Annotated in this window: 23 protein-coding genes; 11 read left to right on the top strand and 12 right to left on the bottom strand. The window is 67.0% G+C overall.

Translation table 11 applies throughout. The features are described from left to right. Positions 1-7: 7 nt before the first annotated feature. Both metE and MOM01_RS16765 read left to right on the top strand, forming a co-directional pair. Positions 8-2311 carry a 5-methyltetrahydropteroyltriglutamate--homocysteine S-methyltransferase gene (gene metE, locus MOM01_RS16770; protein WP_241386553.1) on the top strand — a complete coding sequence of 768 codons (2304 nt, stop codon included), beginning with the start codon at positions 8-10 and terminating at the stop codon, positions 2309-2311. A gap of 72 nt (positions 2312-2383) precedes the next feature. Beyond that, positions 2384-3442: an NAD(P)-dependent alcohol dehydrogenase gene (locus tag MOM01_RS16765; protein ID WP_241386552.1), complete on the top strand. Its 1059-nt coding sequence runs from the start codon at positions 2384-2386 to the stop codon at positions 3440-3442. Between the two features lie 88 nt (positions 3443-3530). On the opposite strand, the gene MOM01_RS16760 is transcribed toward MOM01_RS16765, so the two are convergent. Together MOM01_RS16760 and MOM01_RS16755 are read right to left on the bottom strand one after the other, a co-directional pair. After that, a complete protein-coding gene (locus tag MOM01_RS16760) occupies positions 3531-4313 on the bottom strand; it encodes a SigB/SigF/SigG family RNA polymerase sigma factor (RefSeq protein ID WP_241386551.1) in 783 nt (260 codons plus the stop codon). Beyond that, a complete protein-coding gene (locus tag MOM01_RS16755; protein WP_241386550.1) occupies positions 4310-4729 on the bottom strand; it encodes an ATP-binding protein in 420 nt (139 codons plus the stop codon). Before MOM01_RS16755 ends, MOM01_RS16760 begins: the two co-directional genes overlap by 4 nt. Positions 4730-5130: 401 nt before the next feature. Here MOM01_RS16755 and MOM01_RS16750 point away from each other — a divergent pair, with 401 nt between their 5' ends. After that, positions 5131-5475 (top strand): STAS domain-containing protein, encoded by a 345-nt coding sequence (locus MOM01_RS16750; RefSeq protein ID WP_241386549.1) that lies wholly within the window; start codon positions 5131-5133, stop codon positions 5473-5475. 218 nt (positions 5476-5693) lie between these two features. Next, positions 5694-6149 carry a hypothetical protein gene (locus MOM01_RS16745; RefSeq protein WP_241386548.1) on the top strand — a complete coding sequence of 152 codons (456 nt, stop codon included), beginning with the start codon at positions 5694-5696 and terminating at the stop codon, positions 6147-6149. 46 nt (positions 6150-6195) lie between these two features. Here MOM01_RS16745 and MOM01_RS16740 read toward each other — a convergent pair whose 3' ends face one another. From MOM01_RS16740 to MOM01_RS16730, 3 genes are all read right to left on the bottom strand, one after another. Further along, positions 6196-7425: a glycosyltransferase gene (locus tag MOM01_RS16740; protein ID WP_241386547.1), complete on the bottom strand. Its 1230-nt coding sequence runs from the start codon at positions 7423-7425 to the stop codon at positions 6196-6198. A gap of 142 nt (positions 7426-7567) precedes the next feature. After that, entirely contained in the window at positions 7568-7924 is a 357-nt protein-coding gene (locus MOM01_RS16735) for a hypothetical protein (RefSeq protein ID WP_241386546.1), read from the bottom strand. A 94-nt stretch (positions 7925-8018) separates the two neighbouring features. After that, on the bottom strand, positions 8019-8705 hold the full coding sequence (locus tag MOM01_RS16730) for a PAS and ANTAR domain-containing protein (RefSeq protein ID WP_241386545.1): 687 nt from the start codon (positions 8703-8705) through the stop codon (positions 8019-8021). 225 nt (positions 8706-8930) lie between these two features. Between MOM01_RS16730 and MOM01_RS16725 the strand changes: the two genes are divergently transcribed. Beyond that, positions 8931-9131 carry a hypothetical protein gene (locus MOM01_RS16725; protein ID WP_241386596.1) on the top strand — a complete coding sequence of 67 codons (201 nt, stop codon included), beginning with the start codon at positions 8931-8933 and terminating at the stop codon, positions 9129-9131. A 58-nt stretch (positions 9132-9189) separates the two neighbouring features. On the opposite strand, the gene MOM01_RS16720 is transcribed toward MOM01_RS16725, so the two are convergent. From MOM01_RS16720 to MOM01_RS16705, 4 genes are all read right to left on the bottom strand, one after another. Further along, on the bottom strand, positions 9190-10623 hold the full coding sequence (locus tag MOM01_RS16720; protein WP_241386544.1) for an alpha,alpha-trehalose-phosphate synthase (UDP-forming): 1434 nt from the start codon (positions 10621-10623) through the stop codon (positions 9190-9192). Between the two features lie 165 nt (positions 10624-10788). Then, positions 10789-10935, bottom strand: coding sequence for a hypothetical protein (locus MOM01_RS16715; protein WP_241386543.1), 147 nt, complete (start codon positions 10933-10935; stop codon positions 10789-10791). Positions 10936-11016: 81 nt separating this feature from the next. After that, complete coding sequence (locus MOM01_RS16710; RefSeq protein ID WP_241386542.1) at positions 11017-11583, bottom strand: type 1 glutamine amidotransferase domain-containing protein; 567 nt, start codon at positions 11581-11583, stop codon at positions 11017-11019. Positions 11584-11674: 91 nt separating this feature from the next. Then, the gene (locus MOM01_RS16705; protein ID WP_241386541.1) at positions 11675-13207 is read right to left on the bottom strand and encodes an FAD-dependent oxidoreductase; all 1533 of its coding nucleotides are present in this window, start codon (positions 13205-13207) and stop codon (positions 11675-11677) included. A 219-nt stretch (positions 13208-13426) separates the two neighbouring features. On the opposite strand from MOM01_RS16705, the gene MOM01_RS16700 reads away from it, so the two are divergent. Continuing rightward, the gene (locus MOM01_RS16700) at positions 13427-14479 is read left to right on the top strand and encodes an alpha/beta hydrolase (protein WP_241386540.1); all 1053 of its coding nucleotides are present in this window, start codon (positions 13427-13429) and stop codon (positions 14477-14479) included. Positions 14480-14534: 55 nt separating this feature from the next. Here MOM01_RS16700 and surE read toward each other — a convergent pair whose 3' ends face one another. Both surE and MOM01_RS16690 read right to left on the bottom strand, forming a co-directional pair. After that, positions 14535-15323 carry a 5'/3'-nucleotidase SurE gene (surE, locus tag MOM01_RS16695; protein ID WP_241386539.1) on the bottom strand — a complete coding sequence of 263 codons (789 nt, stop codon included), beginning with the start codon at positions 15321-15323 and terminating at the stop codon, positions 14535-14537. Continuing rightward, on the bottom strand, positions 15320-16276 hold the full coding sequence (locus MOM01_RS16690; RefSeq protein ID WP_241386538.1) for a PfkB family carbohydrate kinase: 957 nt from the start codon (positions 16274-16276) through the stop codon (positions 15320-15322). The genes surE and MOM01_RS16690 overlap by 4 nt, the downstream gene beginning before the upstream one ends. Positions 16277-16391: 115 nt before the next feature. Between MOM01_RS16690 and MOM01_RS16685 the strand changes: the two genes are divergently transcribed. The 4 genes from MOM01_RS16685 (at position 16392) to MOM01_RS16670 (ending at position 19490) form a co-directional block, all read left to right on the top strand. Beyond that, positions 16392-16835 (top strand): SRPBCC family protein, encoded by a 444-nt coding sequence (locus MOM01_RS16685; RefSeq protein WP_241386537.1) that lies wholly within the window; start codon positions 16392-16394, stop codon positions 16833-16835. Then, positions 16832-18424 (top strand): phytoene desaturase family protein, encoded by a 1593-nt coding sequence (locus MOM01_RS16680; RefSeq protein ID WP_241386536.1) that lies wholly within the window; start codon positions 16832-16834, stop codon positions 18422-18424. Before MOM01_RS16685 ends, MOM01_RS16680 begins: the two co-directional genes overlap by 4 nt. 153 nt (positions 18425-18577) lie before the next feature. After that, positions 18578-19264 (top strand): HemK2/MTQ2 family protein methyltransferase, encoded by a 687-nt coding sequence (locus MOM01_RS16675; protein WP_374112316.1) that lies wholly within the window; start codon positions 18578-18580, stop codon positions 19262-19264. Positions 19265-19268: 4 nt separating this feature from the next. After that, positions 19269-19490: a CDGSH iron-sulfur domain-containing protein gene (locus tag MOM01_RS16670; protein ID WP_241386535.1), complete on the top strand. Its 222-nt coding sequence runs from the start codon at positions 19269-19271 to the stop codon at positions 19488-19490. A gap of 219 nt (positions 19491-19709) precedes the next feature. Here the strand turns inward: MOM01_RS16670 and MOM01_RS16665 are convergent, their stop codons facing one another. Next, positions 19710-19865, bottom strand: a complete 156-nt coding sequence (locus tag MOM01_RS16665) for a DUF6131 family protein (RefSeq protein WP_241386534.1) — start codon at positions 19863-19865, stop codon at positions 19710-19712. 236 nt (positions 19866-20101) lie between these two features. On the opposite strand from MOM01_RS16665, the gene MOM01_RS16660 reads away from it, so the two are divergent. Then, the gene (locus MOM01_RS16660; RefSeq protein WP_241386533.1) at positions 20102-20647 is read left to right on the top strand and encodes a Dps family protein; all 546 of its coding nucleotides are present in this window, start codon (positions 20102-20104) and stop codon (positions 20645-20647) included. Positions 20648-20671 lie beyond the last annotated feature (24 nt).

Below are 20671 nucleotides of genomic sequence, written 5' to 3'. Positions count from 1 at the left end.
CGCCGACATGGCAACTCCTGCCGACGGATACGGATCCAGCATCCTCGGGTACCCGCGCATCGGACCCCGCCGCGAGCTCAAGTTCGCCCTCGAGGCCTACTGGCACGGTGAGGGCACGCGGGACGAACTCGTCGCGGTCGCTCGCGAGCTCCAGGAGAACACCTGGCGCGAGCTCGCAGCCACGGGTCTGACCCAGGTACCCGGCAACACGTTCTCCTACTACGACCACGTCCTGGACAACGCCCTGTTGTTCGGGGCGCTGCCCGAGCGGTTCCGCCCGCTGGCCGACGAGCTCGATCCGCTCGATCTGTACTTCACACTCTGCCGTGGACGTGAGGATTTCCCGCCGCTCGAGCTGGTGCGCTGGTTCGGCAGCAACTACCACTACCGCCAGCCCGAGCTCGACGAGAACACCGTCTTCGAGTTGAACTCGGCAGCCGTGCTCGACGAGTTCGAACGGGCCAAGGCGGAGGGCGTCGAGCTGCGGCCGGTGGTGATCGGCCCGGTCTCGCTGCTGTTGCTGTCGAAGGTGGCGCCGACGTCCTCCGAGGAGGACTTCCGCACGCTCGACCTGCTCGACGCGCTGCTTCCCGAATACGAGAAGCTCTTCGAACAGCTCGCGCGTGCCGGTGCGACCTGCGTGCAGCTCGACGAGCCGTCGTTCACCGAGGATCGCAGCGAGGACGAACTCGCAGCGCTCGCGCGGGCCTACGAGGTGCTCTCGCACGCTCCGCTGCGGCCGCGTCTGCTCGTGACCGGCCCGTACGGTCATCTCGGTGAGGCACTGCCGATCCTGGCGGCTTCGAAGGTCGAGGCGATCGGCCTGGACCTGGTCAACGGGCGTATCAGCGCGGACGAACTGGCCGCGGTGCCCGGACTCAAGCGCAAGCGTATCTACGCCGGTGTGGTCGACGGGCGCAACGTCTGGAAGGCCGACCGCTATCGCACGCTCGAATACCTGAAGTCGATTGCGGCGGTTGCTCCCGACCTGGTCGTGTCGACGTCGTGCTCGTTGGTGCACGTGCCCTACGACCTGCTCGTCGAGTACGACATCCCGGGCGACGTCGCCGATCGTCTCGCGTTCGCGAAGCAGAAGGTGGGGGAGGTGGTCTCCCTCGCCAAGGCGCTCACGACCGGAGCCGAGGAACGCTGGCGTAAGCCGCCGGTGTCGGTGCATTTCAAGCAGAAGCACACGGTGCGTGCCCGCCTCAATGCGGTCACGCCTGCCCACCGGATGCGCGCACCCTACGAGGAACGTCGTGTCGCGCAGCAGAAGCGGCTGAATCTGCCGCCGGTGCCGGCGACGACACTCGGTTCGTTCCCTCAGACGGCGGCGATCCGGGGTGCGCGACACGATCTCGGACAGGGGCGCCTGTCGTACGACGAGTACGTCAAGCGGATCCAGGAGGAGATCGAAGCCACCATCCGCCTGCAAGAGGACATCGGTCTGGATGTCCTCGTTCACGGCGAGCACGAACGCAACGACATGGTCCAGTACTTCGCCGAACTCATGGAAGGCTTTGCCACCACGCACTTCGGCTGGGTGCAGGCCTACGGTTCGCGGTGCACACGTCCGCCGATCCTCTACGGCGACATCGTGCGTCCGAAGCCGATGACGGTGGAATGGATCGCGTTCGCGCAGTCGCTGACCGACAAGCCTGTCAAGGGCATGCTCACCGGCCCGGTGACGATGCTGGCGCGCTCGTACGTGCGGCAGGACCAGCCTCTGCACGAGACCGCGGATCAGCTCGCGCTCGCCATCCGCGACGAGATCGCCGATCTCGAGCGGGCGGGCATCGCGATCATCCAGGTCGACGAACCGGCCATCCGTGAACTGCTGCCGCTGCGGCAGGACGGGCGCGCCGAGTACCTCGACTGGGCGGTCGACGCCTTCCGTCTCGCGACCGGTGGTGCGAAGCCGGAGACGCAGATCCACACCCATCTGACCTATTCCGGTCAGGCCTCGGTCGTCGACGCGATCGAGCGACTCGACGCCGACGTCACGGCGATCGTGGCGACCCGTTCGATCCGCTGGGTGCTCGAGGCGATCAAGGACCGCGCACTGTCCCATGGCGTCGGTCCGGGCGTCTACGAGTCTCGGTCGGCTCGCATCCCGGACATCGACGAACTCGACGAGCTGCTCTCCGAAGCGGCGAAATCGGTGGAACTCGACCGTCTGTGGGCCAACCCCGACGGCGGGCTGAAGACCCGTCACCACTGGCAGCTCGAACCCTCGTTGCGCAATCTCGTCGCGGCTGCACGCCGGTTGCGGCGCAGGGCGGCTCAGGAGCCGGTGGAGCAGAGCGAGTAGACCGGACGGCACGCACCCCGGAAGACCCCTCCGGGGTGCGTGCCGTCGTGCACGGGAGTAGTTGTGGAGGACATGACGTCCTCAACCGGTACGACCACCACTGCCGCCTACGCCGCGACGGCGCCCGACGCGCCCCTGACGAAGACCACTGTCGAGCGCCGTGCACTCGGCCCTCTCGACGTGCTCGTCGCCGTCGAGTTCGCAGGCATCTGCCATTCCGACATCCACACCGCCCGCAACGAGTGGGGCGGCACGAAATATCCCGTCGTCCCCGGGCACGAGATCGTGGGGACGGTCGAGGCGGTGGGGTCCGAGGTGACGCGGCATGCGGTCGGTGACCGGGTGGGTATCGGGTGTTTCGTGAACTCCTGCGGCGAGTGCGATCCGTGCCTGGCCGGTTACGAACAGCACTGCACCAGACGTGTCGTCGCGACGTACAACTCGGTCGACCGCGACGGGACGGTGACCCAGGGCGGATATTCGCGTCACATCGTCGTCACCGAACATTTCGTCGTAAAGGTCCCCGAGGGTCTCGATCCGGCGGCCGCAGCACCTCTGCTGTGCGCGGGTATCACCCTGTACTCGCCGTTGAAGAGGTGGAAGGCCGGACCGGGAACGAAGGTCGCCATCATCGGCATGGGCGGCCTCGGGCACGTCGGAGTGAAGATCGCCGCTGCGCTGGGAGCCGAGGTGACGGTGCTCAGCCACTCGCTCTCCAAGCGGGAGGACGGTATCCGCTTCGGTGCCGCTCACTACGTCGCCACGAGCGACCCGGCGGTCTTCAAGGAGCTGCGCGGCAGTTTCGACCTGATCCTCAACACCGTCTCGGTCAACCTCGACATGGACCGATACCTGTCGCTGCTGAGACTGCACGGCACGCTCGTCGAACTCGGTCTGCCGGAACAGCCGCTGTCGCTGCGGGCCTTCTCGCTCGGGATGAACGACCGAGCGATCGCGGGATCGAATGTCGGTGGTATCGCGGCCACCCAGGAGATGCTCGACTTCTGCGCCGAGCACGGCATCGGGGCGGAGATCGAGCTGATATCGGCGGAGCAGATCAACGAGGCATACGACCGCGTGGTCGCCAGCGATGTGCGCTACCGCTTCGTGATCGACGCCTCGACGTTCTGAGCCGGCCCGGGCCTGTCCGGCCTCCGAACGAGGATCGGCGCCCCGGGCGGGTGCCCGGGGCGCCGATCCTCGACGGACGCCGTGTCCGTCAGAAGTTGTCGCCGAGCTGCTCTCGCAGCTGGGCGAGGGTCTTCGTCAGCAGCCGTGAGACGTGCATCTGAGAAACGCCGACGCGTTCGGCGATCTGCGTCTGGGTCATATTGCCGAAGAAGCGCAACAACACGACGGTGCGTTCGCGGGCGGGCAATGCCTCGAGCAACGGGCGCAGTGCTTCGTGGTTCTCCACCTCGTCGAGGGCTGCGTCGTAGTCCCCGAGAGTGTCGGCCAGGGTGAGGCCGTCGTCCCCGGACGGGGAGGAACGGTCGACCGACACGGTCTGATAGGCGTTACCGGCTACGAGGCCCTGCAGCACCTCCTCCTGGTCGATACCGAGTTCCTCGGCCAGTTCGGATGCGGTGGGGGCGCGGCCGAGCTGCTGGGACAGCTCGGAGGTGGCCTTGCTCAGCGACAGGTGCAGTTCCTTCATGCGTCTGGGCACACGTACGGCCCATCCGGCATCACGGAAGTGCCGTCGCACCTCGCCCATGATCGTGGGGACGGCGAAGGAGACGAAGTCCGAGCCGCGTTCGGGATCGAAGCGGTCCACCGCGTTGACCAGACCCAGACGCGCGACCTGCAGCAGGTCCTCGAACGCCTCGCCACGGCCGTCGAATCGGCGGGCGATGTGCTCGGCGAGCGGAAGGCACCGCTCGACCACTTCGTCCCGGATCCGGATGCGTCCGGGATCGTCCTCTCCGAGCGCGAGGAGTGTCTTCAGAGTTTCGGTGACGTCGGCGTACTCGTCGCTCGACCTGCCCGTGTTGCGCGTCACCGATCGGCGCTGCCTTCGGCGATGGACATGTCGATCGTGGCACGGGAGTCGTCGGTGGAGACCGATATCGACTCCGTCAGGGAGTTGAGCACGTGCCAGCCGAAGGAGCGGGGCTGGCCCACGGCAGCGGCATCCTTGTTGGGGGCCGACAGGCTGATGTGCAGCAGTGGCGACGCCATGCGGAACGAACACGCCAGGATCGCGTCGTCGGGCGCGCCCATGATCAGCCTCGTGGCCGCTTCGTCGACGGCGAGCTTCACATCCGCCACGGTATCGAGATCGAAGTCGTGCTGCAGGGCAATCGCGGCGGCTACCGCGCGGAGCACTGCGAGCTGGTCGGGATGGGCCTCTACTCGAAGTTCGACTGCCGGGGGATTGTGGTCGCGTGCCGATTCGATCGACGCGGATTTCGCCATGAGCGTGATGTCTCCAGTAACGGGGCGTGGTGCAAGGGGTCGTGTCTGTCTGGTTCGTCGCAGAGATTACCCAGACGTCACGAATTCAATCCATCCGCGGTGACCTGGCGTGCCGTGGGTGGTACGTCCGGAATGCACGGTCGGCATGTTGAGACCCGATCGTTCGTGGACTAGGGTTGGGGAAGGTTGAGCACACAGCCGAGAACACGGAAGCGCCGCCCGTTGCGGGAGGTACTCCGGTAGGACAACGGTCGTGCCTGCCGCTCTGGTCGCGCTTTCCGCAATTTTCGATGTTGGGAAGTGCTATGACAGTTCCTCAGCGAATCCCCGTACCGGCCCGCTGTACCCCGTCCACCTGGTCAATACGCCCGATCGGGACGGATACCCCGTCCGAGTTGGTCGTGGGCGCGGAATTCACCGCTCGACGGCTCGAGCCGGACCTCGTGTGGGTGGAGGTGCGGGGCGAGATCGACATCCGTAACGCACGCGCACTGTACTCGTTCACGCATCGACAGCTCGACGGGGCACGCCGCGTGGCCCTCGACCTCGCAGCCGTCGAGTTCTTCGGCGCGGTCGGCCTGGCGGTCCTGGACGATCTCGACGAACGTGTCCGCGATCTGAATGCGCGCTGGGCTTTCCTGAGTGGGCGTCCTGTACAGCGGCTTCTCCGGGTCGCCGATGCGGCCGTCGCCGCCCGGTCGTACAAGACACGTGAAGGAGTGCTCGCCGCTCTGTCGCTCCCGTGACGTGAAGGACGTCGTGGACGGCAGTCGTCCACACGGCGCGGCCTGCGATTCGCACCCGTCGCGCCATCCACACCGTTGCCGCCCGAGAATTTCGGGCGGCAACGGTTCATTGTGGGGCGCCGCCGGACTCGTCGGGATGGGTGCGGTCGTCCGAATTCGTCGTGCCCGTTTCGCCGTTTCGGCCCCGGGGAACCCGCCGGTGGACCGAGGAGGTTGAGATGAGCACGAACGACTGGGTTCTGCTGGTGATAGCTGTGGTCGTCGCGTTGGTTCTGCTTGCGGTGCTGGTGTGGACGCTACGTCACCGGCGCGCCGAGCGACGGCGTGTGGAGGCCGAACGTTTGCGTCGCAGTGTGGAAGAGAGCAGGCCTGCTGTCGAGCAGCGCACTGCCTCGGCCGACCGCACGGAGGCGGAAGCGCGCCGTGCCGCGGCGGAAGCCGAAGCGAAGGCGGCCGAAGCGGATCGACTCCGCGCACGGTCGGAGGAGGAACGGCGCACTGCCGAGGCGGCACAGGCCCAACTCGACGAACGTCGCCGTCGCGCAGAAGAATTGGATCCTGGTTCGAAGGGGTCACGGGGAACCGCAGGGAGTGCGGAGCAGCCCGGCAGGACGGAAGCCGGTGAAACCGGCCAGGCGGGAGCCCACCGGAGCGATCAGGACTTCCGCCGCTGATCGCCCCACCGGACGATCACTGCACGCTGATCGCCCCACCGGACGGTCACTGCACACCGGTCCGCGCGGTCCGGTGTGCAGTGCGCCGGACGGGAACGCACCGCTCGTAGGCACGCACGGTGTCCTCGGCGACCCGATCCCAGGTGTACCTCGCCAGAACACGGTCCCTGGCGGCGATCCCGAAGGTGGCTCGTGTCGTCGCATCGGAGAGGAGTCGGCGCGCGGCGGTTGCGACGGCTTCGGGGGCTCGGACCGGCACCAGCACGCCGGTGGCGTCGTCGAGGACGGTGTCGAGCATGCCTCCGGAGGCAGTGGCGATCACCGGCCGGCCACACGCCATGGCCTGGAGCGCGAGCATGCCCGAAGGATCGTGCCAGGGCGTGGAGACCACCACATCCGCAGAACGGAGAAGTACGGGCATCTCCTCGGTGGTGACGGCACGGCGGATACGGACGCGTCCCTGCACCCCGTTTATCCGGGCGATCTTCACCAGACGGGCCTTCTCCTGCCCCTCGGCTCGACGAGGGACGGAGGCGAGTGCGGGATGTGTGGCGATCAGCAGTTCCGAATCCGGAACGGCCGCCAGGGCTTCGATGGCGATGTCGAATCCGGATGTGGGATCGAGCGGGCCGGCTGCGAGCAGACGGTGGCGCCGGGGCCGGTCGGGAGCCGGCCCGGAAGAGTCCGCGGGGCAATAATGTTCGGCGTCGACACCGGCGGGGACCACAGTGGTACGCGTGCGCGGAAGGCCCATGCGAGCCAGCTCGAACACTTCGTCCGAACTCGTCGCGATCATGCGCGTCGCGCCTCGTGCGATGAGGCGTTCCAGACGGATCCGATCTCGTGAGGGCGCATCGGCGGGGTTCTTCTCGCGCACTCGGGAGTCGACCGTGCCCAGGGAATGGAAGGTCTGGGCGATCGGGATACCCAGTGAACGGGTGGCGAGCTGGGTGGCCAGGCCCGACAGCCAATAGTGGGCATGCGCGATGTCCGGAGGTCTCTGCCGCCATTCCCGATTCAGGAAACTTCCGAATTCGCCCATTGCGGAGGCGGTTTCGTCGGGAGCCAGGGGAGTGCGGGGGCCTGCAGGCACCTGCACGATCTCGTATCCGCCCGAAGCAGGGATCCTGTCGGGTGAGTCGCTGTCCTCCCTCCGGGTGTAGACCACCACCTCGTGTCCTGCGCGGGTCAGGGCCGAGGACAGTTCGGAGAGATGAACGTGGAGTCCTTGCGGCGGCACATGCCCGGGCAGGAGGTTCACTTGTCCGGCAACCATCGCGATCTTCACCGCATATGCATTCCCCTGTGCAAGAGTGGGTAAACCGGACCACCGGGTGTCGACACGTCTCGGAAGGTGTCCACACCCGACGGTGATCGGCCCTGCACACAGTGCGAGGTGAGGGCCTCGGATCGAGGCCTCAGATGATCGCGCGCGCGGAGATCGTTGCGTAGGCGACCATGAAGACCAGGAGGGCCCATCCCGCACCCTGCCAGATGGGCCAGCGACCCCCGCGCTTCCAGACACGGTATGCCGTCAGGAGTGCGCCGAGTCCGCCGAGGAGGAGGACGAGGGTGGGGCCGAAGACCAGGACCTGACGCTCGGGGTCGGAGCAGACGGCGAAAGCCGCGTCGGCGCAGTCCTGCCCGGAGTTCGTGCCCCAGAGGAGTGCGCCGCCCATCACGGCGAGCGCAACCGCGATCACACCGAGTACGTACCCCCCGGCCTTGCGGGCCGTGCGGGGATCGTTCCAACGTTTTTCCACATCCTGTGTCATGACACTCCTGGCGCCGATGGTCCGCGAACGCCCGACGTCCGGCGTGCCGTCGGACGCGTTACGCCCTGCGGTTACCCCGAAGCGGGTCGCTCAATCAGGCAGGGAGAGGATCGGCGGGCCGCACTCGCTCGTGCACGGTCATGAACAGGTGGTCGAAATGACTGCGGTTCGATCCGGAGAGGCCGGACGAGGATGCGATCTCGTGTACGAGCTGTTCGGCGAGTGCGCGCAGCTTGATGTTCGTTTCCTGGGAACGCCATGTCAGGAGCTCGAAGGCGCGGTCGGCCGGAATCGCGTAGGCCAGCATGAGAGCTCCCTTGGCCTGTTCGATGACCGCTCGTGCTCCTGCCAGGGACGACATCGCTTCGTCGACTGCTACGCGAACGCCCTCTTCGAGAGCGTCGGAGAGATCGAGGTAGAACCCGGAGGTACCGAGGACCTCACCCTTCTCGTCCACGATCCGGTCGCCGATCACGGCGACGTGCCTCACGTTCCCCCGCGTATCGATGATCCGGTGCCGGCTGCTGAACGGCTCACCCGCGGTGCGGACCGAGGTGAGGAGCGCCGCGATGTACTCCTTGTCGTCGGGATGCTTGTGTCGCAGGACGAGTTCGGTCGTGGGCGTGACGGTGCCCGGCTCGTAGCCGTGCATCCGGGCGACGGAGTCGGACCATTCCCAGGAGTCGTCGGCAGACAGGTACCGAAAACTTCCGACGTGCTGACGTGCACCATCGACGATGATTCCGCTCATCGATTCGTCGGGGGAGGGCGAGTCGGTCATAAATCCGATTATGCGACATCGGCGCCGGACGTCGATCTCAGAAGCCCTCCGAGTGTGAGCCGAGCTCGGAAATCCTCCGAGTGTGAGCGGACCTCCGGAGCGCTCCGAGTGTGAGCGGTACCTCCGGAATGTGTGGATCGGGAGGATAGGCGCGTTTGTTCGATTTTCCGTGCGGGTATCACGACCCGGCCGGATCGTCCGGCGCAGGAAGAGGATCGAGGTGCGATCGTGCGTTTGGTGACTCTCGTGGTCCTGATCTGGCTGGTCATCGGTGCGGTGGCGTCGGGTCAGCGCGGCTATTTCGGTGACTCGGAACAGAACTGCAGCAGTCTCGCGACGGTGGCCGTCACGGTGGCGGCCGGGCCGCTCAACTATGCGGGCGTCAATCCGGAGGTCGAGTGCGAGGTGCCGCAGCCGACCGCGTAGGAACGCAGTCCCTCTCTCCGTCCGAGACGGGGAGAGGGACTGTCCGCCGGGCTGCCCGTCAGGTGCCGGCGTGAGCATCCGACGTCGCGCGGAGATCGTCGAGGAAGCTGCGCGACCAATGAGCGACGTCGTATTTCATGACGTGCGCGTGCATGGTCTCCATGCGGCGCTTGCGTTCTGCGGGATCCTCACCGATCGCCTCGACGATCGCGCGTTTCACCCCTTCGAGATCGTGCGGATTGACGAGCATGGCACGACGTAATTCGGCTGCCGCGCCGGCGAATTCACTGAGCACCAGTGCTCCGCTGCCGTCGCTGTGACACGCCACGTATTCCTTCGCGACCAGGTTCATCCCGTCGCGCAGCGGGGTCACCAGCATGACGTCCGCTCCGGTGTACATGGCGAGCAGTTCGTCCCGGTCCACCGAGGCGTGCAGATAGTGCACGACAGGCGACCCGATCCTGGCGAACTCACCGTTGATCCGGCCGACCTCGCGCTCCACCTGATCCCGAAGCCGCGCATAGGCCGTCAACCGCTCTCGGCTCGGGGTCGCCAGCTGGACCATCACCACCTTCTCGGGGTCGAGGGTGCCTTCGGCGAACAGCTCGTGGAGAGCCTCGAGGCGGATGTCGATTCCCTTGGTGTAGTCGAGACGATCGACGCCGAGCAGCATGACCTCGGGATCACCGAGATCGTGCCGGATCTCGGCAGCGCGCTCACGGATCTCCTTCTCCTGTGACCGGTCGTGTAGTTGCGCGGAGTCGATGGAGATCGGATAGGCGCCCACACGAACCGTGCGATCTCCGAGATCGATGGCTCCGCCGGAGGAAGTTCCACGAGGCGCCGGTAGGCCGAAGAGCCGATTGGCGAGATACAGGAAGTTCTGCGCCCCGCCGGGGAGGTGGAACCCGACGAGATCAGCGCCGAGCAGACCGTCGACGATCGCCTTGCGCCACGGCAATTGGAGGAAGAGCTCGGTGGGCGGGAAGGGGATGTGGAGGAAGAACCCGATGGTGACGTCGGGACGCAGCTCGCGCAGCATCCTCGGGACGAGCTGGAGCTGATAGTCGTGCACCCACACCGTCGCACCGGGCGCCGCAGCCTGCGCTGCCGCTTCTGCGAACCGCTGATTGACCTCACGATAGGTGCGCCACCAGCGGCGATCGAAAGTGGGCGGGATCAGCGCGTCATGGTAGAGCGGCCACAAGGTGTCGTTGGAGAAACCTTCGTAGTACTCCTCCACCTCCCGGGCCGACAGTTCGACCGGGTACAACGCCAGTCCGTCCTCCTCGAAGGGATCGAGGTGGACGTCCGGGGTGCCGGGCCATCCCACCCATGCGCCTTCACTGGAACGGAGCACCGTCTCCATCGCCGTGACGAGCCCGCCGGGGCTGCGCCGCCAGACCGGTGGACCTCCGTCCTCCGGGGTTTCCATATCCACGGGCAACCGATTGGCGACCACCACGAAATCGTTGGAGTTCGGTTCGTTCATAATCCCGCCTTCGTACTACTGCCTCACGGCGAATCAATCCGAATGTCCGACTGTCGACCGCTTCTTGTTATCAAGGCGGATTGTCGTCCGCAAACCGGTTCGGGCTGTTCGGACACCGAACGGTGGGCGCACCGAACAGCGGGTCCGGACTTGCGGCTCGCGGGATCAGCTCTCGCTGGGAACAGGCATCGCCGCGTCGTCGAACATCGCGTCGATGCGCTTCTTGATCTCGGCGGTGCTGAATCGCACGCCCTGAGGAAGGGCCGCCGGAACGGAGACGGTGGTACCGGTGACAGGGCTCTGCTCGAGCATCCTGAGCGTCCTTTCGATGAAACAAGGAGAGAGGAGACCACGATCGTGGATCGCGGTGGGGGAGGCGAAGAATCGCCTGGTTCAGTTCGCGCGGTGAGAGGCGAACAGGTCGATGAGCGCGTTGCAGAAGGCGGGAAGATCTCCGGGATTGCGGCTCGATACCAGGTTCCGATCGACAACCACCGCCTGATCGACGACATTGCCTCCGGCATTGCGAATGTCGGTACGGACACTCGGATACGAGGTAAGGGTGCGGTCGCGAACCACGTCGGCTTCGACGAGCGTCCACGGTCCGTGACAGATCACACCGACCGGGCGCCCGGACTCCACGAAGTCCCGGACGAACGCGACGGCCTTGCCGTCCTGGCGCAATTGGTCGGGGTTCGTGGTGCCACCCGGCAGGACGAGGCCGTCGAATTCCTCGGGCGAGACGTGGGCCACCACGCGGTCGACCGTGTACTTCCCGGCGGCATGGACGTCCTTCTCCATCGCCTGGATCTCGCCCGGTTCGAGGGAGATCAACCGGACGGTGGCACCCTCCTGCTCGAGGGCCTGGCGTGGCTCGACGAGTTCGACCTCCTCGACCCCGTTCGTGGCGAGAACGGCAATGGTCAGTCCGGACAGTCGTGCTCCATCGGCGGAATTCATGTTCGTGCGGTCCTTTCTCAGCTGCTGAGAGGGCTACCCGGGTGCCGGTGGAGCCAAACCAGAGGCTCGCCTCCGGCAGGTCGGCGCGGTCTCATCGACCGGCGAGATCGCTGGTGGCCGGTCCCTCCAGCAGGCTGCCGTCGGCGGTGAACCGGGAGCCGTGCAACGGGCAGTCCCAGGACGACTCGGCGTCGTTCCAGCGCAGGATGCCGCCGAGATGCGGACAGACCGCGCTCACGCGGGTCGTCCGTCCGCCGACCGTGGAGACCCCGACGGGACGACCGCAGTCGCGCACCACCCGGCCGCTGCCGTCCTCCGCAGTCCCTCCCGAGGACGTCTCGGCCTGCCACCAGCCCTTCGCGAGGTGGAATGCCACGGTCGCATTCAGGCGGACGGCCGTCGGGGTACCCGTCACGAGCTCGGTGCGCCACGAGGACAGGGCGGGCGCCCAGGCCTCGACCTCGTGATCGCGTGACTCCGAGAACCGTGACGCGATGATCTGTGCCGCGGCCACCCCACCGGTCATGCCCCATTTCCCGAATCCGGTGGCCACCCAGATCCGGTCGACTCCGGGCAGGATGGGGCCGACCTCGGGGAGGCCGTCGATGTCGGTGTAATCCTGCGCCGACCAGCGGTAGAGTTCGCGGGCTCCCGGGAATGTCTGCCGGCTCCAGCGCAACAGATCGTCGTAGGCGGAGCGGGTCGAGTCGTGACGGCCCACCACGTGACCGTTTCCGCCGACGAGCAGCAGCCGATCCTCCGACGCCGCCGTTCCCGCGGCAGAGGCCGTGCGCAGCGAACGCGTGGGGCTGTCGGCGGACAGGTACATCCCTTCCGGGGGGCCTCCGGGTACTTCGACCGCGATGCAATAGGACCGGTCCGGTTCGAGGCGGGCGAAGAACCCCCCTCGGTCCAGGATCGGGATGCCGGTCGCGAGCACCACTCGATCGGCGCGGATGTCGCCGTCGTCGGTCCGGACGATGCATCCCGCCTCGTCGGTGTCCACGGTCTTCACGCGCCGGCCGACGAACACCTGGGCTCCGGAGGCACGTGCCCGTTCGACGGCCGCGAACAGCAGCGGCATCGGATCGATCTGGATCTGGTCGGGGAGCGTCACCGCCGCAGCGACGCGGAAGGGGAAGGGAAGGGGGATGTCCGTGACTCGTTCGGCCGGCAGACCGGCGGCACGGCAATGGCGATATTCCGCGTCGATCATCCCCACCTTCGACGGATCGACGGCATAGGTGTAGGCGTCGGCCCGGTCGAAGTCGAGTCCGTGCTGCGTGCAGAAGTCGACGACCCACCTCTGTGCCGAGAGCGTGCCGTCGATATAGCCCTGACGGACCGCCGCGGAGTGCCGACGGCCGATCTGCGACAGGCGCGTGCCCTGCAGCGCACTGACCTTTCCGGTGGTGTTCCCGGTGGTCACCGCCCCGATGTCCCGGGCTTCGACGATGGCGACACGTAGTCCTCGCTCGGCGAGGAGCAGAGCGGTCACGGTGCCCGTGATGCCGGCGCCGACGACCACGACGTCGTAGCGCTCCTGCCGGCCGCTCCAGCTGTCGTAGGTCGCGGTCCGCGCGGCACGATCGTGCCAGAGGGACACCGTGGTCTCGGTAGCCATGCACGCCGGTTACCTCCCGCGCCACACCGGTAAACGATCCCGGCAGGCCGACGGCGCCGCGCCGGATTCCGGTTTCTCGACGCTCGGACCTCCTTTGCCGTCCCATTGTCCGGACCTGGGGTGTTTCGATCGCAGGCACCTCAGGGTAAACAGCGGTACCACGCTGCGTAACGCGAACGAAACCAAGGGTTTTCGCGGGGTGCTCCAGGGGAGGTTCCAGTGCTGTCTTCGATCGACGAGCTCGGTGCGAGTGGCGGCGTCAGCCGCACCCACCGCGGTGGAAGCGTCCGGTCGCTCTTCGTGCGCGGCGCGGTCCGTGCGCTGGCGAAACCGGTCGTCGGAGCATGGATGGCCCGGCCGGATCTCGCCTGGCCGCTGACGATCGTCGACAGCGCCGCCTCCTTGCTCCCCAAACCCCCCGGAGCCCAGTATGTCGATGTCGATCTGGGCTCCTGCGGCGCCGAATGGATCCGTGCCGAGGGACGATCGACCAAGCGTGCGGTGCTGTACCTGCACGGTGGAGCGTTCCTGATGTGCGGCCTGAACACCCATCGCTCGCTGGCCGTGAGCCTGTCCGATCGTGCGGACGGAGCGGTGCTCAGCGTGGACTACCGCATGCTGCCGAACGCGCCCATCGCACACGCGGTGGACGATGCCGTACGCGGGTACGAGTGGTTGTGCGAGAAGGGCTACCGGGGAGAGGACATCGTCATCGCCGGGGACTCCGCCGGTGGCTATCTGTCGTTCATGACGGCTCTGGCGCTCGCGGAATCCGACTTGCCACGACCGGCTGGGATCGTTGCGCTGTCACCTCTCGTCGACCTCGATTCGGGACGTCGCGCCGAACACGACATGCGGGCGGCCTGCCCGATGTTCCCGGGAAAGGCGGTGCAATCGCTCGTCCGGTACATCGAAGGCACACACACTCGCCTGACCGTGGACGGGGAGCCCGGACCGCTGTTGTGCCCGCTCGACAACGACCTCAGTGTTCTTCCGCCCGTGATGATCCAGGCCGGTGACGACGAACTGCTGCGCAGCGACGCCGAATCCATGGCCCGGGCCGTACGGGAGGCGGGGGTCGCGTGCGATCTGCATCTGTGGCGGCGCCAGGTGCACGCTTTCCCCGTCTTCGCCGACAGCCTTCCCGAGAGCCGGCGGGCGATCACCGAAGCAGGCGACTTCGTGCGTGCGGTCACCGATTCGAAGCGGCGGCCGGAGAACGAGGTGGTGCGTCCGGTCTCCGGCTTCGCTGCGGAGTCCGCCGTCGCCTGAACGGGACGGCGAGAGCCGCTCGGCCACGAATCCCGAGGCCGAGCGGCTCCACCGCCTACTGCCGACTGTCGGAGTGGGTGAATTCCAGCCCGCCGAGATCGGCGTCCGCCACCTGGAAGGGCATCGTCAGGACAGTGGCGGTCGCCCATCCTCGGCACACGAGAACGGCGTCGCTGTCGTGGGACTCGTCGAGTTCCACCGCGCGGAACGTCACGGGGACGGCGCGTGAGATGTCGCCGTCGGTCTCGACTTCTCCGATCTCCGCCTGGACCGCACCGAACTCCGCGAGCGGAGCACTCCGCAATCCGCGGAGTTCGTGAGCCGGGATGTCCGGGATGTTGACGTTCAGCACGGTGCCAGGCCTGCTGTTCTCGAGAGCCCAGTCGAGTGCCCGGCGGGCGACCAGTTCGGCGGTTTCCCACTGTGACGGCTCGGTGCCGTTGAGGGACAACGCAACTGCCCTGGCACCGTGGCTCGCGGCCGTCAGAGCGGCGCCCACCGTGCCGGAATGCAGGATGGCGTGTCCGGTGTTCGGCCCCAGGTTGATTCCCGACAGCACGATGTCCGGTTCGGGGCCGAACGCGCGGTACGAGGCGAGGAAGGTGATCAGTGCAGGGGATGCCTCCACCGCATAGGACTCCACTTCGGGAAGATCGTCGAGGGGACGCCGGTTGAGAAGCAGCTTTCCTTCGTCCTGAAGTGCCGTCAACGACGCACTCGCACCGCTCCGCTCGACGTGCGGAGCCGCGACCTGCACGTCGAGTCCGGCCTCGACGGCGACGCGTGCGAGCAGCGCGAGTCCAGGACTGTCGATACCGTCGTCGTTGACGATCAGTGCTCTCATGAGCGCTTCCCCTTCATCTTCCGGACCTGTACCTTCTCGGCCATCTTCTCGACCGCGGAGCGATGCCCGGTCGCGAGGCCGCGGCGCGTGACGTTCACCGCCCCGGCCGCGGCGCCGAGCCGCAGAGCATCCTCGAACTTCTCTCCCGCCGCATAGGCGGCCGCGATACCTGCGGTCATCGAATCACCGGCGCCGTGGTGATCCACCGTCTGGACCGAGGGGGCCTCCACCTCCCACAGGTTTCCGTCGTCGAGCGCGATCGCCGGATCCCCGGCGCGGGAGACGACCACCGAGGCGGCGCCCTCCTCGTGGAGACGCTGCATGGCCTCGACGAGATCGTCGAGTTCGTCGGACTTCGCCCGACCGTCCTCGATCAGATCCTCGTGGCTCACCTTGAGGACGGTCACACCCCCTTCGAGAGCGGCACCGAGGGTGGGGCCGGAGAGGTCGGCCACCACGGGGATGCCGAGCGCCCCGAGATCGGCGCACAGTCGTGTGTAGACCTCGGTGGGAACGGCCTCGTCGCAGTGCGGCCCGCCCAGCATCGCGACATCGGCACACATCGCCGATGCGAGCGATGCGCTGAACAGGTCGTCGGTCTCGTGCCGGGTGAGGGCCGGCGGGGAGATGTCCACGATCTCCTTCCGCTCGCCGTCGCGACGGTCGTGGATGTAGGAACCGTTCGCCGACGCGGTCTCGACCGGATGCACCGTCAGCCCCTCGCGGTTGATCATGTCCACGAGGATCGCTCCCGATTCCCCGCCGAACGGTCCGCACAGATGCACGTCCATTCCCAGGGTCGACGCCATGCGTCCGATCCAGAAGCCCTGACCGCCCGGGTGGACGTGCAGTTCGGTGCTTCCATCGGGCGCCTGCTCGAGCGTCACTGTCAGCAGAGGCGACGGAGCGAAGACGAAGGCGTACGGGTTCGCGGAGGGATTCTCGGGTTCCATGCCCGCCCGTATACCCCCTCCGAACAGCGGTGACACGCGCTTCCGTGTGACCTGTGCGGCGGCGGGGTATGCGTCTGCCGCAAGCGAGCTGTCGTCCAGAGGATGAGGAGCGGGCATGGCCAGGATCGCGACGATCGAAGCACCGGCGACACCGGAACAGGTCTGGGGGATCCTGGCGGACGGCTGGCGATACGCCTCGTGGGTAGTGGGCGCGTCACGTATCCGGGCGGTGGACACCACGTGGCCCGCACCGGGAGCGCGTATCCACCACTCGGTGGGGCTCTGGCCCCTGCTGCTCGACGACCGCACCGAGGTCCGCGCCATGGTGCCCGAACGGGAACTGGTGCTGCGCGCACGCGCCTGGTTGTTCGGTAAGGCCGAAATAGCGATCACCCTCGAGCGGGGCCGCGACGGCGGTACCCACATCACGATGGCCGAGCACGTCGTCTCCGGACCCTATGCCGCCGTCCCCGATCGGATACAGGAGGAGATGGTGTTGCCGCGCAACCGGGAATGCCTGCGACGCCTGGCGCTTCTCGCCGAGGGTGCCACGGAATGAACGGATCCACAGTCGATGCGGTCGTCATCGGGGCCGGGCCGAACGGTCTGACGGCCGCCGCGGCACTCGCCGACGCGGGGTGGGACGTTCTCGTGCTCGAACAACAGCCCGAACCCGGCGGGGCGGTGCGCAGCGCGGAATTGCATCCCGGTTTCCGCGCCGATCTGTTCAGCGCGTTCTATCCGCTCGGTGTCGTCTCACCGGCCTTCCGGGCGCTGGAGCTGGAATCCCATGGTCTCCGGTGGGCGCGCTCACCCAAAGCGTTCGGGCATCCTCTGGGGCCGGACGACGACGACGCGATCGTCGTGTCGCCCGATCCGGCGGACACTGCGGCCGATCTCGAGCGCCGCTGCGTGGGCGACGGGGCGGCGTGGCTGGCCGTCGTCGAGCAGTGGGCGCAGGTTCGGGATGCGCTGCTCGAACTGCTGCTCGGTCCGTTCCCTCCTGTCCGTGGTTCCATGGACCTGCTGCGGAGGATGAAGACGGGGGAACTCCTGCGTTATGCACGCATGCTCGCGCTGCCCGTGACGCGGATGTCCGCCGAACTCTTCGGTGGGTCGGCGGCGCGTCTGCTGCTCCTCGGCAATGCGATGCATGCCGACACCCCTCCGGACGCTCCGGGCAGCGGAGTCATGGGCTACATCCTGACCATGCTTGCGCAGGATGTCGGTTTTCCTGCGCCGGTCGGCGGTGCCGGGGCGCTCACGGACGCGCTGGTCCGGCGTTGCGAATCGGCGGGAGCCCAGGTGATGTGCAATTCGCCGGTGGTCGGCGTGGAGGTGGAGACCGGATCGGTTTCCGCGGTGCGTACGGCAGGGGGCGACCGCGTGAAGGTGCGACGCGCGGTGATCGCGGATGTCTCGGCTCCCGCTCTGTACACGCGCCTGCTTCCGGCAGATGCCGTCGGTGCACGGGTGCTCGACGACCTTCGCCGATTCGAATGGGACACCCCGGTGGTGAAGGTGAATTATGCTCTCCACCGGCCTGTTCCGTGGCGATCGCCCTCGCTGAGCGGGGCCGGCACCGTCCATGTCGGTGCCGATACGAACGCGATGATCCGATGGTCGGCCGATCTGTCGACCGGTGTCGTTCCCGAATCACCCTTCCTGCTGTTCGGTCAGATGACCACCACGGACGCGACGAGGTCGCCTGAGGGAACCGAAAGTTGCTGGGCCTACACGCATCTGCCCCGGGGGGTTACCGACGACGCGGCCGCCGACCATCTGGCCGCACGGGTCGACGCGCAATTGGAATCCTACGCACCGGGTTTCGGCGCGGGAGTGGTCGGACGACACGTCCAGCGACCCGGCGACCTCGAAGCGGCCGACGCGAATCTCGCCGGTGGCGCGGTCAACGGTGGGACGGCGCAGATATACCAGCAGCTGTTCCTGCGGCCCACGCCCGGTTTCGGGGGAGCACGAACCCCCGTGGAAGGCGTGTATCTCGCCAGCGCGAGCGCACATCCGGGCGGGGGAGTCCACGGCATGGGTGGTTGGAATGCCGCTCATGCCGCACTCGCCGACAGTGCGCGCACCGCGCCGATCACCCGTCGCGTCCGGAAAGCGGCACGCAAGGTGCTGTTCTCGTAGTTCCGGAAGCGAACTTCTGCGCCGTGGTGTGTTTCACAGGGAAGTCACCCGGGTATCCGCCCCCGAACGGACGACACGAGCGGACGGGTCCGGGCCCCTCGCCCAGGTCTCGGTGGAGACGCCGTCGAACTCGAAATACCGAGGTGGTGTGACGTGACAGCTTCCCTGGCGTTGGACGGGTCGGATCGGCCGCGGGTATGGCGTCTTCCCGGGGTGTATCGCCCTCAGGAGGATTCGTACCTGCTCGCAAGTGCACTGGCGGACGCCGGTGGAACGGCAGGTGCCCGTGTTCTCGACTTCTGTACCGGGAGCGGATTTCTGGCCGTCAATGCGGCCCTGCTCGGCGCCGATTCGGTGACCGCCTTCGACATCGCGCCCCGGGCCGTGCTCACCGCGCGTGTCAACGCCTGGTCACGTCGGCTGCCGATCCGCGCGAGGCGGGGTGGTCTGGACGCCGCGCTGCAGCACGGCCCTTTCGATGTGGTGCTGTCCAATCCGCCCTACGTCCCGTGCGAAGGTGAGAATCTCGATCCGCGCTGGGATGCCGGCGCCGACGGTCGCTGTGTCCTCGACCCGCTGTGCGACAGTCTGCCCTCGCTGCTCGCCCCCGGCGGATTCGCGTTGATCGTCCATTCCGAGTTCACAGGGGTGGATGCCACGCTCGGTCGTCTGCGCGACGCCGACCTGAAGGCCTCCGTCGTCGCTCGCAGCAGGATCCCCTTCGGTCCGGTCCTCCGCAGTCGAGCGGGTTATCTGTACTCCTCGCAGCTGGCGGAGCCCGGCACCGCCACCGAGGAAGTTGTCGTCGTTCGGGCCGACCGCCCCCGACTGAAGAGCTGAGAACGTGAGCAGAACACCGAAGATCACCAGGATCACCGGCGACGGTGAGTGCGACGCGCGTGTGGTGCGTCAGGTGCGCGGCGGCCCGATCCTGGTCGAAGGGCCGGTTCGGATCGTCGCCGAGGACGGTGCGGAAGTGGAATCCGACAGATTCGTCGTGGCGGTGTGCCGCTGTCACCGAAGCGCACTGTATCCGCTCTGCGACACCAGTCACCGCGCGTTGTGAACGCCGAAGCCGCAAGCCTGAGACCTCCGGGGCCGACGACCTACGACGTCCGGGCCGACCCGAAAGGGTCGGTCCGGACTTTGCTTTCGGTAGGTGTTCCTGCGGTCGGACCGCTGACGTTCCCCCGAAAACGAAGAATCCCGGGTGCTCGAAGCACCCGGGATCCCGTGTCGTGCATCGCGCCGGAGCCCTGGGCTCGCGCGGACGATGACTTCGGGGTCAGTACCAGTGCGCGCGTCCACCGATAGCCCGGCCGGAAGCACCCAGGATTGCCAGGATCACGCCGACCACCAGCAGTATCACCCCGAGTGTGGTGAGGATCGAGATCCCCGTGAAGAAGCCCACCACAAGCAGAATAAGACCCAGAATGATCATTCTCGCCACCTCGGATGTCGTGTCCGAAACACTTGGAGTCTCGGAGTCTGGAGGACGAATAACCGGATTGGTCCGTTTCCAAACGCTTGTGACTACAGATGCAGATGTGCAGATCGCCGAGTGGGTCCGAAGGCCGGATGCAGCCCACCGGTCACCCGCCGGTACATGTTTGAGGCGCCGCGCATCTCGGGTATACGCCTTGTGAAATACCCCGAGAGCATTCTGGAGGAAGCACAATGTCGAAGTCGAGCTACACGGTTCCCGGTCTGAGCGATGCCGACGGCTCGCGCACCGCACAGATTCTCCAGGAGCGCCTGAGTGCCTACAACGACCTGCACCTCACGCTGAAGCACATCCACTGGAACGTCGTCGGACCGAACTTCATCGGCGTCCACGAGATGATCGACCCTCAGGTCGAGCTCGTGCGTGGCTTCGCGGACGAAGTCGCCGAGCGGATCGCCGCCCTCGGCTCGTCCCCCAAGGGCACGCCCGGCGCGATCGAGAAGAATCGCACGTGGGACGACTATTCGGTGGGACGCGACACAGCGCAGGCACATCTCGCCGCCCTCGACCTGGTGTACGACGGCCTGGTCACCGACAACCGCAAGGCGATCGAGGAGGTCGGCAAGCTGGATCCGATCACCGAGGACGTTCTGATCGGGCAGACCGGGCAGCTCGAGAAGTTCCAGTGGTTCGTCCGGGCGCACCTCGAGAACTCGGCCGGTGTCCTGTCGAACGCCGATGCGCAGACCGAGAAGGACGCGGCGGAATCAGCCCGCTGAGCCGGCTGGATCCGACGAGTTCTC

The organism is Rhodococcus sp. CH91, from assembly GCF_022554085.1.
GTDB lineage: Bacteria > Actinomycetota > Actinomycetes > Mycobacteriales > Mycobacteriaceae > Rhodococcus.
This window is presented reverse-complemented; position numbering and strand designations above follow the sequence as displayed.